19 protein-coding genes are annotated in these 14,759 nt (G+C 63.9%); 4 read left to right on the top strand and 15 right to left on the bottom strand.

Going from position 1 to position 14,759, the window contains the following annotated elements; translation table 11 throughout:
• Nucleotides 1-59: 59 nt before the first annotated feature.
• The gene (locus NKH04_RS14435; protein WP_352818429.1) at nt 60-1,304 is read left to right on the top strand and encodes a ubiquinone biosynthesis hydroxylase; all 1,245 of its coding nucleotides are present in this window, start codon (nt 60-62) and stop codon (nt 1,302-1,304) included.
• 136 nt (nt 1,305-1,440) lie between these two features.
• Here the strand turns inward: NKH04_RS14435 and NKH04_RS14430 are convergent, their stop codons facing one another.
• The 3 genes from NKH04_RS14430 to NKH04_RS14420 all read right to left on the bottom strand — a co-directional run bounded on the left by NKH04_RS14430 (nt 1,441) and on the right by NKH04_RS14420 (nt 2,710).
• On the bottom strand, nt 1,441-1,968 hold the full coding sequence (locus tag NKH04_RS14430; RefSeq protein ID WP_352818400.1) for a hypothetical protein: 528 nt from the start codon (nt 1,966-1,968) through the stop codon (nt 1,441-1,443).
• A 143-nt stretch (nt 1,969-2,111) separates the two neighbouring features.
• A complete protein-coding gene (locus tag NKH04_RS14425; protein WP_352470787.1) occupies nt 2,112-2,468 on the bottom strand; it encodes a YciI family protein in 357 nt (118 codons plus the stop codon).
• Between the two features lie 2 nt (nt 2,469-2,470).
• A complete protein-coding gene (locus NKH04_RS14420; RefSeq protein WP_352450153.1) occupies nt 2,471-2,710 on the bottom strand; it encodes a hypothetical protein in 240 nt (79 codons plus the stop codon).
• 222 nt (nt 2,711-2,932) lie between these two features.
• Here NKH04_RS14420 and NKH04_RS14415 point away from each other — a divergent pair, with 222 nt between their 5' ends.
• On the top strand, nt 2,933-3,358 hold the full coding sequence (locus NKH04_RS14415; protein WP_352470788.1) for an OsmC family protein: 426 nt from the start codon (nt 2,933-2,935) through the stop codon (nt 3,356-3,358).
• 47 nt (nt 3,359-3,405) lie between these two features.
• On the opposite strand, the gene NKH04_RS14410 is transcribed toward NKH04_RS14415, so the two are convergent.
• The 7 genes from NKH04_RS14410 to NKH04_RS14380 form a co-directional block, all read right to left on the bottom strand.
• A complete protein-coding gene (locus NKH04_RS14410) occupies nt 3,406-4,047 on the bottom strand; it encodes a YceH family protein (RefSeq protein ID WP_352470789.1) in 642 nt (213 codons plus the stop codon).
• 251 nt (nt 4,048-4,298) lie between these two features.
• The gene (locus tag NKH04_RS14405) at nt 4,299-5,078 is read right to left on the bottom strand and encodes a succinate dehydrogenase iron-sulfur subunit (protein ID WP_292663232.1); all 780 of its coding nucleotides are present in this window, start codon (nt 5,076-5,078) and stop codon (nt 4,299-4,301) included.
• The gene (locus tag NKH04_RS14400) at nt 5,078-5,518 is read right to left on the bottom strand and encodes a DUF3052 family protein (RefSeq protein ID WP_352470790.1); all 441 of its coding nucleotides are present in this window, start codon (nt 5,516-5,518) and stop codon (nt 5,078-5,080) included. The genes NKH04_RS14405 and NKH04_RS14400 overlap by 1 nt, the downstream gene beginning before the upstream one ends.
• A 1-nt stretch (nt 5,519) precedes the next feature.
• A complete protein-coding gene (sdhA, locus tag NKH04_RS14395; protein WP_352832396.1) occupies nt 5,520-7,358 on the bottom strand; it encodes a succinate dehydrogenase flavoprotein subunit in 1,839 nt (612 codons plus the stop codon).
• 4 nt (nt 7,359-7,362) lie between these two features.
• Nucleotides 7,363-7,758, bottom strand: a complete 396-nt coding sequence (gene sdhD / locus NKH04_RS14390) for a succinate dehydrogenase, hydrophobic membrane anchor protein (RefSeq protein ID WP_292663226.1) — start codon at nt 7,756-7,758, stop codon at nt 7,363-7,365.
• 1 nt (nt 7,759) lies between these two features.
• Complete coding sequence (gene sdhC, locus NKH04_RS14385; RefSeq protein WP_292663224.1) at nt 7,760-8,179, bottom strand: succinate dehydrogenase, cytochrome b556 subunit; 420 nt, start codon at nt 8,177-8,179, stop codon at nt 7,760-7,762.
• Nucleotides 8,180-8,421: 242 nt separating this feature from the next.
• Nucleotides 8,422-8,802 carry a hypothetical protein gene (locus tag NKH04_RS14380; protein ID WP_352470792.1) on the bottom strand — a complete coding sequence of 127 codons (381 nt, stop codon included), beginning with the start codon at nt 8,800-8,802 and terminating at the stop codon, nt 8,422-8,424.
• 256 nt (nt 8,803-9,058) lie between these two features.
• Between NKH04_RS14380 and NKH04_RS14375 the strand changes: the two genes are divergently transcribed.
• Entirely contained in the window at nt 9,059-9,418 is a 360-nt protein-coding gene (locus NKH04_RS14375) for a hypothetical protein (RefSeq protein WP_352450158.1), read from the top strand.
• Here the strand turns inward: NKH04_RS14375 and NKH04_RS14370 are convergent.
• Complete coding sequence (locus NKH04_RS14370; RefSeq protein ID WP_352470793.1) at nt 9,402-10,622, bottom strand: GGDEF domain-containing protein; 1,221 nt, start codon at nt 10,620-10,622, stop codon at nt 9,402-9,404. The genes NKH04_RS14375 and NKH04_RS14370 overlap by 17 nt on opposite strands.
• 75 nt (nt 10,623-10,697) lie before the next feature.
• Nucleotides 10,698-11,894, bottom strand: coding sequence for a GGDEF domain-containing protein (locus NKH04_RS14365; RefSeq protein ID WP_352832390.1), 1,197 nt, complete (start codon nt 11,892-11,894; stop codon nt 10,698-10,700).
• Between the two features lie 161 nt (nt 11,895-12,055).
• Between NKH04_RS14365 and NKH04_RS14360 the strand changes: the two genes are divergently transcribed.
• Nucleotides 12,056-12,367, top strand: a complete 312-nt coding sequence (locus NKH04_RS14360; RefSeq protein WP_023679773.1) for a hypothetical protein — start codon at nt 12,056-12,058, stop codon at nt 12,365-12,367.
• A gap of 58 nt (nt 12,368-12,425) precedes the next feature.
• Here the strand turns inward: NKH04_RS14360 and leuC are convergent, their stop codons facing one another.
• From leuC to NKH04_RS14345, 3 genes are all read right to left on the bottom strand, one after another.
• Complete coding sequence (leuC, locus tag NKH04_RS14355; protein WP_352470795.1) at nt 12,426-13,835, bottom strand: 3-isopropylmalate dehydratase large subunit; 1,410 nt, start codon at nt 13,833-13,835, stop codon at nt 12,426-12,428.
• A 73-nt stretch (nt 13,836-13,908) separates the two neighbouring features.
• Nucleotides 13,909-14,037, bottom strand: coding sequence for a hypothetical protein (locus NKH04_RS14350; protein ID WP_353044482.1), 129 nt, complete (start codon nt 14,035-14,037; stop codon nt 13,909-13,911).
• Between the two features lie 47 nt (nt 14,038-14,084).
• Nucleotides 14,085-14,720 carry a class I SAM-dependent DNA methyltransferase gene (locus NKH04_RS14345; RefSeq protein WP_352817296.1) on the bottom strand — a complete coding sequence of 212 codons (636 nt, stop codon included), beginning with the start codon at nt 14,718-14,720 and terminating at the stop codon, nt 14,085-14,087.
• Between the last annotated feature and the right edge of the window lie 39 nt (nt 14,721-14,759).

The following is a 14,759-nucleotide window of genomic DNA, read 5'->3' as shown; positions in this document are numbered from 1 at the left end:
AACAGCGGGCAGTCAAGGGCGGAATGCCCGGCGACAGTCAGGCTGCGAAAGGAATTGCCATGCTCGACAGCAAGAATTCGCTCGACGTTCTGGTCGCCGGCGCCGGTTATGTCGGCCTGGCCGCCGCCGTGTCGCTGAAGCAGGCGCGGCCGAGCCTCGCCGTCGCCGTCGTCGATGCAGCACCCGCCAGGGTCTGGCAGAAGGACGGCCGCGCCTCGGCGATTGCCGCCGCCGCGTGCCGCATGCTCGACCAGCTCGGCGTCTGGAACGAGATCGCGCCGGGGGCGCAGGCGATCACCGAAATGATCGTCACCGATTCGCGCACATCCGATCCGGTCCGCCCGGTGTTCCTCACCTTCGACGGCGAGGTCGCGCCCGGCGAACCCTTTGCGCATATGGTCGCCAACAAGGATTTGAACGGCGCCTTGCGCCGGCGCGCCGAACAACTCGGCATCGGCATCATCGAAGGCGTCGCCGTCAGCGCCTTCGACATCAACGGCGCCGGCATCACCGTGCATCTTGCCGACGGCGCGACGCTGAAGGCGCGGCTGCTGGTTGCCGCCGACGGCGTCAATTCGAAGCTGCGCGACATGGCCGGCATCAAGACGGTGAAATGGGAGTATGGCCAGTCCGGCATCGTCTGCACGGTGGCGCACGAGCGGCCGCACAACGGCCGCGCCGAAGAGCATTTCCTCCCCGCAGGCCCGTTTGCCACGCTGCCACTCAAGCCGGGCAAGGACGGCACCAACCGCTCGTCGATCGTCTGGGTCGAACGGTCGCAGGATGCCGAGAAACTGGTCAGTGGCGACACGCTGGTCCTGGAATATGAGCTCGAGCAGCGCTTTGGCCTGAAACTCGGCGAAATCCATCTCGCCGACAAGCCGCGTGCCTGGCCGCTCGGGCTGATCATTGCGCGCGCCTTCGTCGCGCCGCGCATCGCCTTGGCCGGCGACGCCGCCCACGGCATCCACCCGATCGCCGGCCAGGGTCTCAATCTCGGCTTCAAGGACGTGGCGGCGCTGGCCGAAGTGGTGGTCGAGGCCGACCGGCTCGGCCAGGACATCGGCGCGCTCGACGTGCTCGAGCGCTACCAGCAATGGCGGCGTTTCGACACGGTGCAGATGGGCATCACCACCGATGTGCTGAACCGGATGTTTTCCAACGATTTCGGCCCGCTGCGCACTTTGCGCGACATCGGCCTCGGCCTCGTCGAGCGCATGCCCCGGCTGAAGGGGTTTTTCATCCGCCAGGCGTCGGGTCTGTCCGGCGACACGCCGAAATTGTTGAAGGGCGAGGCGATCTAAACAGGCCCTGAAGCTTCCCCAACTTCGTCATCCCTGGGCGTAGCGACGCGAAGCGGAGAGAAGACCCAGGATGACGAAGCGATCAGGCGTCTCGGCTTAATCGCCATGCGGTCTGCCGAATTTCGTATCAGGGGCCTTAGTTGACCTCGAAGCCCAGCTTCTGGCGCAGCCGCAGCATGCGCTGGTCGGGAATCTGCAGGTTTTGTCCGCCGGCTTCCGCCGCACGGCTGACCATCCGCAGCAGATCGCTCCTTTCGACCGCGTCGAGCCGTTCGCGCAGGAACGGTGCCAGCTTGTCGATGACGACCGTGGCGTCGTCGATTTGCGATGCCGCCCATTTGGCGTAGATCACCGCTTCATCGGTCTGTTTTTTGTCGGCAATCTCCGAGATCACCGATCGAATGGCAGCTTCGCGTTGCGGCAGCGCAGGACCATGTTCGGAAACGATGGCGGTGATCAGCGTCGCGGCGGCGACGACCGGATCGTCGATCGCTGTCAGCGGCGAGAGCGCCGCCTGCTTGCGCAGTTTCTTGCGGCGGACGTTGCCCTGGACGCGGCCAACCACGTCGGCAACCTCACGCGCCGCGTCGTTCATGATCTTCAGCCGGTACCACCAGAACGCCGCCGCCCCAAGCAGGCCGATTGCAGCAATCAATATATGCATGCCCAAGATCCCCCAATCTCGGGCGACGATAGGAGAAGTATTGCTTCGCTTCAACACGCAAAAGTTGCGCCGATTGAAGAAAACGACAGCCTGCGCCAGTCGTTGGTCGCCACCGCTCCGCGGAGGAACTTATCGAGACATCTCTATGACCCGGGCACCTTGTAGATCGCCCGCACCTCGATCGTGCCGATTTCGGCGAGCGGAATCTCGCCCGCGATCCCCAGCGCCTCGTCGAGGCTCTCGGCCTCGATCATGACGAAACCGAGCAACTGCTCCTTGGTTTCGGCGAAGGGGCCGTCGGTGACCAGCCGCTTGCCCTTGCGCCTGCGAACGGTTTTCGACGTTTTCACCGATTGCAGCGCCTGCGCGATGATCAGCATCCCGCGTTGGTCCAATGACCGGTCATGGGCCATCGAATCGGCGTCGAGCTTGGCCAGCCTCTCGGGGGTCATTGCGTAGAGATCTTTTTCTTCACCATAGACTAGGCAAACATACTTCATTTTTATCTCCATTCCTGGCTTGAAGCCGAAGACGAGGCTACGGAAATCTCCGCGGAGCCCTTGCCTGCCGCAGAATCGAGACCGGCCGCAGCATAGTCGAGAAGAGATACCGCAATCCCAATGATGGCAATCGCCGCAAGCAGTCGGCCGAAGCCGGAAGGCTGCAGGCGCGACCAGTCGGCTTGTTGTTCACCGGCCCTGTGGCCGGTGCTTGTCCAGTGAGCAGAAAACAGATTGTTCATGTGGTCCTCCATCCGGCCACCAAGTCCATGGCCGCCCGCAGGACGGCCGGGACAGATGGAAGTCGACATTTTTGCACGCATATTTTTTTCGAATTTTTTTCGCTCGACATGATGTGTCACGCCGCCGCCGATACGAAAGCGTGGGTGGCCTTCGCTCCCGCGCGCGCTATAGTCGACTGGATGCCGATCACGGGCTCAGCCACGACAATCAAGGAGGAATTGATGGACCGCACCGCCAACGCCGTTTGGAAAGGCAGTTTCAAGGAAGGCAAGGGCACACTCGAAACCCAGAGCGGGGTGCTGAAGGGCACACCCTATTCGGCCAAGACGCGTTTCGAGGATGAAAGCGGCAAATCCGGCACAAACCCGGAAGAGCTGATCGCCGCCGCCCATGCCGGCTGCTACGCCATGCAGCTTTCGCATTTTCTCGCCGAGAACGGCACTCCGGCTGCCGAGCTCGACGCCAAGGCCGTGGTAACGCTGGTCCCCGGCACCGGCATCACCGGCAGCGCGATCACGCTGGTCGGCAAGGTACCGGGCATTGATGCCGCCAAGTTCAAGGAATTGGCCGAGAAGGCCAAGGCCGAATGCCCGGTCTCGAAAGCGCTCGGCGCCATCAAAGTATCGCTCGACGCCAGGCTCGGGTGAGAGCTGGTCTGCGAAGCGGGCGATCCTTCGCGCCCCCTCTCGAATGATTATTGGCTTTTTTCGCCAACGAGCGCGTCGAGGCGGGCGCGCAATGCCGCGACCTCCTCCTCGAGGGCCCGCACGCGCATTTCCATATCCGACGCCGGCGAGGACGACTGCAGGGGTGCTGCGGCAGCCGACAGCTGCGGCGGCCCGCTGAGCAGATGGACGTAGCGATCCTCGCGCTGGCCTGGGCCGCGATCGATCTGCTGCACCAGCGGTGGCCGGCGGCCGATCAGCAGATCGAGATTGCCGCGAAGCTCGTCGATCGACGGCAGCCGCGCCATGCGCTCGCTTCGCGCCAGCAATTCATAGGCCGTCTGCGGGCCGCGCAGCAGCAACAGGCCGAGCAGCGCGATCTGCGCCGAGGTCAGGGAAAAGCGCTGCGCCACGATATGCTCGTAGCGCTCGACGCGCGACGCGAACACTTGCCTGACGAGGCCCTTCTGCTCCAGCTGGCCAAGCGCCCGCCTGACCTCGGCAAGCTCGACCGACATTACCGGCTCGCGCGCCGTCTTCTGGTTGGCCGCCGCATGTGCCGCATTGAGCGTCAGCGGATAGACGTCCGGCGTCAGCTCCTTCTTCTCGATCAGGCAGCCGAGCACGCGGGCTTCGATGGGAGAGAGGATGGGAAGGTCGGAATCGGTCATAAGTTTGCTATCCTTTCGAACTCGGCGGGACAGCGCCCCCCTCTGTCCTGCCGGCCAATCTCCCCCTCTAGTGGGGAGATTGGCTGTCATCACCGCTTCGCCACTTTTCAAGGCTGCAGAAAGGGCGCTGTCCTCCAAGCTGCTAATCTCCCCCCTCAAGGGGCCTCAAGGGGGGAGATGTCCGGCAGGACAGAGGGGGGCGCGAAGGATCGCTGCGGACGAGACGATCTCGGCTGCAACCCGCCCGCCGCCTAAACCCGTCGCTCCACCATCATCTTCTTGATCTCGGCGATCGCCTTGGCCGGGTTGAGCCCCTTGGGGCAAGTCTGGGCGCAGTTCATGATGGTGTGGCAGCGATAGAGCCGGAACGGGTCTTCGAGATTGTCGAGCCGCTCGCCCGTCGCCTCGTCCCTGGAATCGATCAGCCAGCGATAGGCCTGCAGCAGCGTCGCCGGGCCGAGATAGCGCTCGCCGTTCCACCAGTAGCTCGGGCAGGAGGTCGAGCAGCAGGCGCACAATATGCACTCGTAGAGCCCGTCGAGCTTTTCGCGGTCCTCATGGCTCTGCAGCCATTCCTTGGCCGGCTCGGGCGACACCGTCTTCAGCCACGGCTCGATCGAGGCGTGCTGGGCGTAGAAATTGGTGAGGTCGGGCACCAGGTCCTTGACCACGGCCATGTGCGGTAGCGGATAGACCTTGATCGCGCCGGAAATGTCGTCGCAGCCCTTGGTGCAGGCCAGCGTGTTCGACCCGTCGATGTTCATGGCGCACGAGCCGCAAATGCCTTCGCGGCAGGAGCGGCGCAGCGTCAGCGTCGGATCGATCTTGTTCTTGATCCAGAGCAGCGCGTCGAGCACCATCGGCCCGCAATCGTCCATGTCGACGAAATACGTATCCATGCGCGGGTTCTCGTCATCGTCCGGCGACCAGCGGTAGATGCGATATTCGCGCAGGTTGGTCGCGCCCTCCGGCTTCGGCCAAGTTTTTCCGGCCATGATCTTCGAGTTTTTCGGAAGCGTGAGTTCGACCATTACCTCAGGTCCTTTCGGATGACGAGCTTCAGCCCGGACCAGATCTCGTTCACGGCGGCGACCTTGACGTCGACAAGGTCGAGCTTCAGCGCCTCTGTGCGGATAACGTCCTCGGTGACGTCGGTCGGCACTTTCGATGCCTTCTTCGGCCATGACACCCAGACCATGCCGTCCCGCTTGATTGCCGCTTCGACGTCGCCAAGACGGTCCTCGATCTCGACACGCTGCCGGGTGAAAGCATGTACGGCATCGTATTTCTCATGAACGCCCGAAATCGCCGACCAGTTGGCCAGCCGATCGAGCTCGGCAAAATCCACGGCTTCGGCCAAATCCTCGAGTTCGGCCGGCAAGGCGACGAAAGCGGCAATCATCCCGTCCTTCAGGCCGAGCTTGGCCGGAAGGGGCGTGCCGGAATATCCCGCAACCGCCAGCAGCCTCATCTCAATACACCCTGGCCTTCGGCGCGATCTTGGCCGGGTTGATGCCGCCGTCTGCTTCCTTGAGCAGCGTTTCGGTGTGCACCGGCCGGTAGGTGAGCGCCACCTCGCCGGCCTCGTTGAGCCGGGCCAGCGTATGCTTGCGCCAGTTGGCGTCGTCGCGGGCCGAAAAGTCCTCCCGCGCGTGCGCGCCGCGGCTTTCCTTGCGCGCCTCGGCGCCGTAGACGGTGGTAATGGCGTTGGCCATCAGGTTTTCCAGCTCCAGCGTCTCGACCAGATCGGAGTTCCAGATCATCGAGCGGTCGAACACTTTTACGTCCTTGAGCTCGCCCCAGATCTGGGAAATGCGCCTGCAGCCGCTTTCCAGCGAGTCCTGGGTGCGGAACACCGCCGCGTCCTCCTGCATCGCCTTCTGCATCTTTTCGCGCAACACCGCGGTCGGCGTCGAGCCGTTGGCGTGACGCAGCCGGTCGAAGCGGTCCATGATCTTTTCGACGGCGGCCTCGTTGGGCGAAGGGATCGCCGATGTGCGGTCGATCACCTGGCCGGCCCGGATTGCCGCCGCACGGCCGAACACCACCAGGTCGATCAGCGAGTTGGAGCCCAGCCGGTTAGCACCGTGCACCGAGGCGCAGCCGGCTTCGCCGACCGCCATCAGCCCGGGCGACACCTGGTCCGGATTCGACGCCGTCGGGTTCAGCACCTCGCCCCAGTAATTGGTCGGCACGCCGCCCATATTGTAGTGGACCGTCGGCAGCACCGGGATCGGCTCCTTGGTCAGGTCGACGCCGGCAAAGATCTTTGCCGATTCCGAAATACCCGGAAGCCTCTCGTGCAGAACGGCCGGGTCGAGATGGTCGAGATGCAGGAAAATGTGATCCTTCTTCGGGCCGACGCCGCGGCCCTCGCGGATTTCCAGCGTCATGCAGCGCGAGACCACGTCGCGCGAAGCCAGATCCTTGGCTGACGGCGCGTAGCGCTCCATGAAGCGCTCGCCCTCGGAATTGACGAGATAGCCGCCCTCGCCGCGCGCGCCCTCGGTGATCAGGCAGCCGGCGCCGTATATGCCGGTCGGGTGGAACTGCACGAACTCCATATCCTGCAGCGGCAGGCTTGCGCGTGCGGCCATGCCGCCGCCATCGCCGGTGCAGGTATGCGCCGAGGTGGCCGAGAAATAGGCGCGGCCATAGCCGCCGGTCGCCAACACCACCATCTTGGCCGAAAAGCGGTGGATGGTGCCGTCGTCGAGGTTCCAGGCGACCACGCCGGTGCAGGTGCCGTCCGGCTCCGTGATCAGGTCGAGCGCGAAATACTCGATGAAGAACTGCGCATTGTGCTTCAGCGACTGGCCGTAGAGCGTGTGCAGCATGGCGTGGCCGGTGCGGTCGGCGGCCGCACAGGTGCGCTGCACCGGCGGCCCCTCGCCGAAATTCATCATCATGCCGCCGAACGGCCGCTGGTAGATTTTCCCGTCCTCGGTGCGGCTGAAGGGAACGCCGTAGTGCTCGAGCTCGTAGACCGCCGCCGGCGCTTCGCGCACCATGTATTCTTGAGCGTCGGTGTCGCCCAGCCAATCTGAGCCTTTGACGGTGTCGAAGAGATGCCACTGCCAGTTGTCGGGCCCCATATTGGCGAGCGAGGCGGCGATGCCGCCCTGCGCCGCAACCGTATGCGAGCGCGTCGGGAACACTTTGGTGATGCAGGCGGTGCGCAGGCCTTGCTCGGCCATGCCGAGCGCGGCGCGCAGGCCGGCGCCGCCGGCGCCGACGACCACGACGTCGAATTTGTGATCGACATAGCTATAGGCGGAAGCCGTGTTGGCGTTCTTCGCGTCCTTGGCCAAAAAATCAGCCTCCAAATGCCAGTTTAAGCAGGGCGAAGACCGAAGCGACGCCGACGACTACGGGAAAGAATGTGTTGAGGGCAAGCAGCGCCAGCCTGGTGCCTTCGCCATGCACATAGTCTTCGATGATCGCCTGCATGCCGAGCCGCATGTGGTAGAGCACCGACAACAGCACCAGCGCCAGCACCAGTGCAACGAACGGATTGGCAAGTGCGGCGCGCACCTCGAGATAGCTGGCGCCGTTGAGTGCGATCAGGAAGCCGACGAAGAACAGGACCAGCGGGATGTTGGAGATCGCCGTCAGCCGCTGGCGCCAGAAATGGCCGGTGCCCTCGCGGGCGGAACCGAGGCCGCGGACCTTGGCCAGCGGCGTGCGCATGTCGGTGTTCTTGCCGTTCATGTCAGGCTCCCCGCGCCATGTAGCCGGCGATCCAGATCAGCAGCGTCAGCGTGACCGAGCCGGCAAGCGTCGCCCAGGCGATCCTCGATGCCGTATGCTTTTCCAGCCCTGCCCCAGTGTCCCAGATAAGATGGCGCACACCGCCCAGCATGTGGTGCATCAGCGCCCAGCTGTAGCCGAACAGCACCAGCCGTCCCAGCCACGAGCCGAAGGCCCAGTTTACGGCGTTGAAGGTCGCCTCCGAGCTCGCCGCCGCCATCAGCCACAGCGCGACCAGCAGCGTGCCGAAATAGAGCGCCCCGCCGGTGATGCGGTGGACGATCGACATCGTCATGGTGATCGGCGGCCGATAGACGGTCAGATGCGGCGAAAGCGGCCGTTCACGCCTGGCAAATTCGCGGGTGGCTGGTGATTTGCTCATGGCTCCCCCAGTTCGGCGTCTCTGGAGCCTCAGGTGGGAATGCGGCATTACCGCTTCCGGTTGCGACTTCGGACAGCCGGTTTCTAATGCTCTTTTTGCACCGCGTCAAAGCCGGAAAACCGTTTCGAAAACGTAATTTAGTCTGATGAAAGCGAGGCTTTCAGCTTCAATCGATTAGGGCTGTCGCCTTGCGCCGGCACAATGTCGTCGCACTGCAAAATATGGCTGGCGCAAGGGGCGGATCAGCGCTTGCAGGCCAGCGGTGGTGCACCGCCCTTCATCACCAGCGCCTCACGCCCATCGATCACGATTGCGTCATGCGCCTCGCCGTAACGGCTGGTCTGATTGGCCGGTGAGGCCGGCAGCTCGGCGCTGGCGCCGTTCTGGCCGAGGACGCGCACCGACGTGCCGAGATTCTCGATGGTCATCACGCTGCCGTCGGCGCAGTTGTAAGTAGCTGTGCGCGGCTGCGGTGCCGTCGGTTCGCTAGCAGCCGGAGCAAGCGACACGGAAGCGGCGGCCGTGTTGCCGAGCTTGGGCGCGCTGGTCTGCGGCGCGCAGGCGGCTGCAGCCAGCAGCGGCGGAATGGCCAGCGCCATCCGAAACGTGCGGCGTAATCTCATTTGCTGCCTTCCCCACCGCGTATCGAGCCCGCCGCGATGCTCCGGCAAGCCACCGGATTTCATGCTTTTTGAGTCGCGCCCGATGCTGGGAATGGTGGGAACAAGGCGTGGCCGAATGATGGCCGGTGGGCGATCGGGTATTAACCATATTTTCCGAGACCTCGCCCGTGCTGCGGTTGCCCTCTTAACAAAGGTTAATAAAAGGTTAATTTCTGATTCGAGGAGGCTTGCCTCTCAGCAACTGGAGCAGCACGCCATGCATTCGAATTCAGCAGGATCGCGCCTTCCCTGGTTCCTATTGGCGGCGCTCGCCGTCGGCGTCGTCGCACCGGCATTCGCCGGGACGCGCCATCATGACCGCGTCTATGCCGATTCCTTCGGCAATCTCGTCATCGACAGCGCCGCCGGCTACAAGCGTATCCTCGTTGGCGAGGGCAAGCTGGCCAAGGAATTGTCCGACTACACCAGCGCCGGCCAGCCCGACGTGATCTACGAAAACGAATCGGACGATGTCCGCGGCGGCGACTGCTATAGGCCGCCGGTTTTCGTCAAGGGCCGCAGCTATATGTACGGCCTCTCCGACGGCGAAATGCCGGAGCTCAGCCCCTGCCGCTGACGGCCACGCCGCCCTTGGTTGACGGCGCCGGCAGGGCAACAGCCGGCCCCACCGAGACACGCACGCAATCGCGACCGCTGCCCTTCGCCTGATAGAGCGCTTTGTCGGCGCGCCGCAACAGGTCGGAAAAGCTTTCGCCCGGACCAAGCTCGGCAACGCCGAAGCTGGCGCTGCAGCGGTGATCCGCGGGCAGGCAGTCGATCGGCGTGGCACCGAAGGCGCTCCGCGTGCCCTCGGCAAAGAGCCGGGCGGCGGCTAGATTGGTCCCCGGCAGGAAAATCGCGAATTCCTCGCCGCCGATGCGGCCGGCGACATGATGGTCGGCCGCGGCATCGCGGAGAAAACCGGCAAAGGTCTCGATGACCCGATCGCCCGACGCGTGGCCGTAAGTATCGTTGATGCGCTTGAAATGGTCGAGATCGGCAATGACCAGTGCGGCTGGAACGGCGCGCCGCATGGCGTCACGCAGTGCGATCTCGGCATGGCGCTCGAAGCCCCCACGGTTGAGCAGCCGCGAAAGCGTGTCGGTTTCCGATTTCGACGTCGCCTCGGCGAGCACGTCGCGGACCAGGATAGCCAATGTCACCAGCGCAAGCGCCAGGCCGAACACGGTGCCGACCGACTGCGACACCAACGCATAGCTGGTCTGCGCATAAGATTGCGGGTTGGCGCCCCAGCCACCAAGCGCATGGGCGATGAAGGGTTTGCTGGCGAACTGCAAGGTGCTGGCCGCAAGGACAGCCATCAGCATATAGTCGAGCCGCTCGCGTCTTTGCCTGGACGACAAGACGATCGCCAGCCCGGTGAACTGCATGGCCGCATAGGGAAGCTGGTAGGCCGCCATTCGCACGAACGATTGGCGTGGCAGGTCCTGCACGAAGTAGACCGCGAGGGTGGCGAAGACCAGGAAGAACAGCATCGGCGGCCAAGGCGGCGAAACGCGGTATTTATGGGCAAGCCCGCCATTGAAGGCGACGGTAGCGCCAAGGAAGGCGGCAAAGGCGGCGACAACCACGGGGCGCGCATTGTCGAAGGCAGGAATGCTGAACTCGATCGCGAAATAAGCCGTGCCGAGCACATAGCCGAACGCCAGCCAGCGTGCCGACACCCGGCCGGCGTCATAGACCGCGATCGTCATGAAGGCCGCCGCCAGCAGCCCGGCAACGAACAGGTTGATCAGCAGGATGAAATTAGCGCTGCCCATGGCGTTTTGGCACTCCCCCGAACAGCAAATCACCAACGCGCGAAAAAGACGTTAATTCGAAGCCGTCGCTGACGCTCAGCCAGCACTGGTCCTATTGGGAAGGACGACCGTCTCAGGCCGCTGATAGGACAGGCATACGCTGTCGCGGCCACTCCTTTTGGCTCTGTAGAGCGCTTCGTCGGCGCGGCGCATCAGCGGGTCCAGCCCTTCGTCGCTGGCGCGGGCGGCCACGCCGAAGCTGGCGGTCACTCTTGTCTCGGGCGGAAGCCCGTCGATTCTGTCCGCCGAATAGAGCGTGCGAATGGTTTCGGCAAACAGTCTTGCCGCGCCAAGGTCGCTGAGCGGCAAAAGCACGGCGAACTCTTCGCCGCCGATGCGGCCGGCAACGCCGCGCGTACCTGCAGCCGACAGAAGCTTGGCAGCGAAGTCGGCGATGACGCGATCGCCGGCCGCGTGGCCATGTTGATCGTTGAGCGCCTTGAAATGATCGAGATCGGCAAGCACCAGAGCAACCGGCAATTGCGCCGTGGCACAGTGCTGCAGGACAAGCATGGCGCGCTCCTCGAAGCCGCGGCGGTTGAGCAGGCCCGACAGCGGGTCTGTCAGGGTTTCGGTCTTCAGGGCCTTCATCACATCGAGCGCGGCGGCGCCGAACAGGCAAAGCGCAATAAGCAGCGACAGCAATGCATGCGACAGCAGAGCCGTCGTCCAGTAGGACGAGGAGTAAAGCCCTTCATAGCTGGTGAACGGCCCATGCGCGATGACGACGGCAAGCGTCCGCCCCAGGAAGTTCAGGCCGGAAAGCAGCGACAGCACGAACAGGATCATTTCCGTCGGGCCGTTGTTGCGCACCACGCGCAACTCGGCGGCGACAGCCAGGCTGATGCCGCCGAAGCTGAAATTGATGGCAAGGATGCGCCAGGTGAGATCCGGCCGGGCAAAAAGAAACCACGAGAACGCGGCCAGGCCGCCGCAGGCCAGAATGCCGACCGCCGGGTAAGGCACGCGCCGCCCATAGCGCGCAATGACCGCGCCGGCGAGACAGCAGGTGGCGAAGGTGAAGCACAGGATCGAGATGAGCTTGGTCGGCGCCATGCCGACCGGCAGCGTGAAATACTGGAGCAGGAAGCCTGCGGCCGAGGCCGAGTAGCCCGCCGCCAGCACAGCCAGATAGGGACGGTGGCGCTGATAGAACCACAGCACGAGAAATGCCGCGCCGAGTGTGAGGGCGATGCCTGGATTGAGCAGCGCTATGAGCAGGCCGGTGTCCAAGCGCTGTAATTTCCCCTCGCTTCCCCTTGGAGGACCTTAGAGCGGAAGCCCAAACAAGCGGTTAAGCGAAAGCGAATATACGACAGGTGCGTCGACAAAGCCGCTGGGCGGAACCGCGAACGGCGAGCGGCGTTTCACGACGGCAACCAGGAGACGCTCCGATGGCCGACACGATCATGCTGACCGATCACGATGCAATTCGCTCATGGGCCGCGGCACGCGCCGGCTTTCCGGCGATCGTCGACGTGTCGCCCGAAGCCGGAACGCAGCCCATGCTGAGGCTGGTCTTCGGCCAGCATGCCTATCAGGACCAGGATGAGGCCGAACGTCCGGTCAATGCCGGCGGCTACGAACTGGTCGAATGGGATGAATGGTTCAAACTCTTCGACGAGCGCCAACTGGCGCTGGTCGTCGCAAAGGACCAACCCGGCCGTCGTGAGGGATTCCACGAATTCGTCAGGCGGCCCGACTGAAGAATGCCCGAACCGCAATGCGGCTCGGGCTCCTCATATCCGACTGCGCGCGCCTGCCCTATTTCCACTCGCGGATGTCGACGAAATGGCCGGCGATCGCCGCCGCCGCGGCCATTGCCGGCGACACCAGATGCGTCCGGCCCTTGAAGCCTTGGCGCCCTTCGAAATTGCGGTTCGAGGTCGAGGCGCAGCGCTCATGCGGCTTCAGCCGGTCGTCGTTCATGGCAAGGCACATCGAGCAGCCCGGCTCACGCCAGTCAAAGCCGGCGGCGACAAAGATCTTGTCGAGGCCTTCGGCCTCTGCCTGTTCCTTGACCAGGCCGGAGCCCGGCACGATCATCGCACTGACCCGCGGATTGACTTGTCTGCCCTCGATCACCTTGGCGGCGGCGCGCAGATCCTCGATGCGGCCATTGGTGCAGGAGCCGATGAAGACGCGATCGAGTTCGATATCGGTGATCTTGGTGCCCGGCTTCAGGCCCATATAGTCGAGTGCGCGCTGCTTGGAGGTGCGCTTGTTCTCATCAGTGATGTCGTCCGGGTTCGGCACGATGCCTTGCACCGAGACCACGTCCTCGGGCGAGGAGCCCCAGGAGACGATCGGCGGCAGCTTTGCCGCGTCGAGCACGACCACCTTGTTGAAATGCGCGCCTTCGTCGGACTGCAGCGTCTTCCAGTAGGCGAGCGCGGCGTCCCAGGCTTCGCCCTTGGGGGCGCGCGGCTTGTCCTTGACATAGGCGAAGGTGGTCTCGTCGGGCGCGATCAGGCCGGCGCGCGCGCCGGCTTCGATCGACATGTTGCAGATCGTCATGCGGCCTTCCATCGACAGCGCACGGATTGCCTCGCCCGCATATTCGATGACATAGCCGGTGCCGCCGGCCGTGCCGATCTCGCCGATGATGGCGAGGATGATGTCCTTGGCGGTGACGCCTTCCGGCAGTGCGCCGTCGACGCGCACCAGCATGTTCTTGGCCTTGCGCTGGATCAGCGTCTGCGTCGCCAGCACATGCTCGACTTCCGAGGTGCCGATGCCATGCGCCAGCGCCCCGAACGCGCCATGCGTCGAGGTGTGACTGTCGCCGCAGACGATGGTCATGCCGGGCAGCGTAAAGCCTTGCTCGGGACCGATGATGTGGACGATGCCCTGGCGGATATCCTTCTCGGAATAATATTCGATACCGAAATCCTTGGCGTTCTTGGCCAGCGCCTCGACCTGGATGCGGCTTTCCTCGTTCTTGATGCCGAACTTGCGCTCGGGCGAGGTCGACACATTGTGGTCGACCACGGCCAGCGTCTTTTCCGGATGCCGAACCTTGCGGCCGGTCATGCGCAGGCCTTCGAAAGCCTGCGGGCTGGTGACTTCGTGGACCAGATGGCGGTCGATATAGAGCAGGCAGGTGCCGTCGTCCTGGCGGTCGACGACATGGTCGTCGAAAATCTTGTCGTAGAGGGTGCGCGGTGCGCTCATTTGCTTAAATCCGTCGATTTAAAAAGGGAAAACGACGCCGGTCGGACCGGCGAAACAGCCTGGCGAGTCTGCCCTAGCTAAGTCGGCTGGTCAGCGCCCCGCAGACGCGCGCGGAAAATCGCGACGGCAGGCGTTTTCTGTCCTGCAGCACGAAACCCTTATAGGCCGGATCGCCAAAAAGCTCTTCCATGGCGCTGCTCATATCAATGTTTTGGCTTTTCAGCAATCGTGGCGGCCTTCGCAGGCGCTTCACAGCACCTCGAACACAAACGTCTTCACCAGCGCGTCGGGCTCGGCGATTGCGTAGCAGCGGAACCACGGGCTCTCCTCGACCGGCCGCCATTTTTTCGCCTGCTCCAGTTCGCCAAACACGGCTTGAAACCCGCCGCTTTCAAAAACCTGGTCGCGGACCGTGAAGATGGCGTGGCCGCCCGTCCTGGTGATGCGTACCAGTTCATGCAGGCCCGACGCCGGTGCGTGGCTGATGGTGAACACGCCGGTCGAGAAAAAGGCGCGGAAATACCCGTCCGCCCAAGGCAATGGCCCGCCGAGCATCGCCTGTTTCAGCTCGCTGTAGGCCTGCCGGCTGCCGGCGATTTTCAGCATGTCCTGCGACAGGTCGAGCCCGGCAATATCGTGGTAGCCGAGTGCCTTGAGCGACGGCCCCGACAGGCCGGTGCCGCAACCGGCGTCGAGCAGCGGCCCTTCGCCCGGCGGCACATGGCGCGCCACCCAGGCGGTGATCAGGAACGGCAGGAGATAGCCGAGCGCCGCGGTTTCGCCGTCATAGGTCGCGGCCCATTGCGCATAGGCCTTGGCGAGCGTCTCAGGCGTGTCGGCCGTATAGACCGCTTCCAGCGCCGCATTGGCCTTGTCGATGATCATGGGTCCTTCCCGGTCGCGTCCGCTCGATGGTAGCGCCGT

The sequence above is a fragment of the Mesorhizobium sp. M1365 genome, from assembly GCF_040317865.1.
Lineage (GTDB): Bacteria > Pseudomonadota > Alphaproteobacteria > Rhizobiales > Rhizobiaceae > Mesorhizobium.
This window is presented reverse-complemented; position numbering and strand designations above follow the sequence as displayed.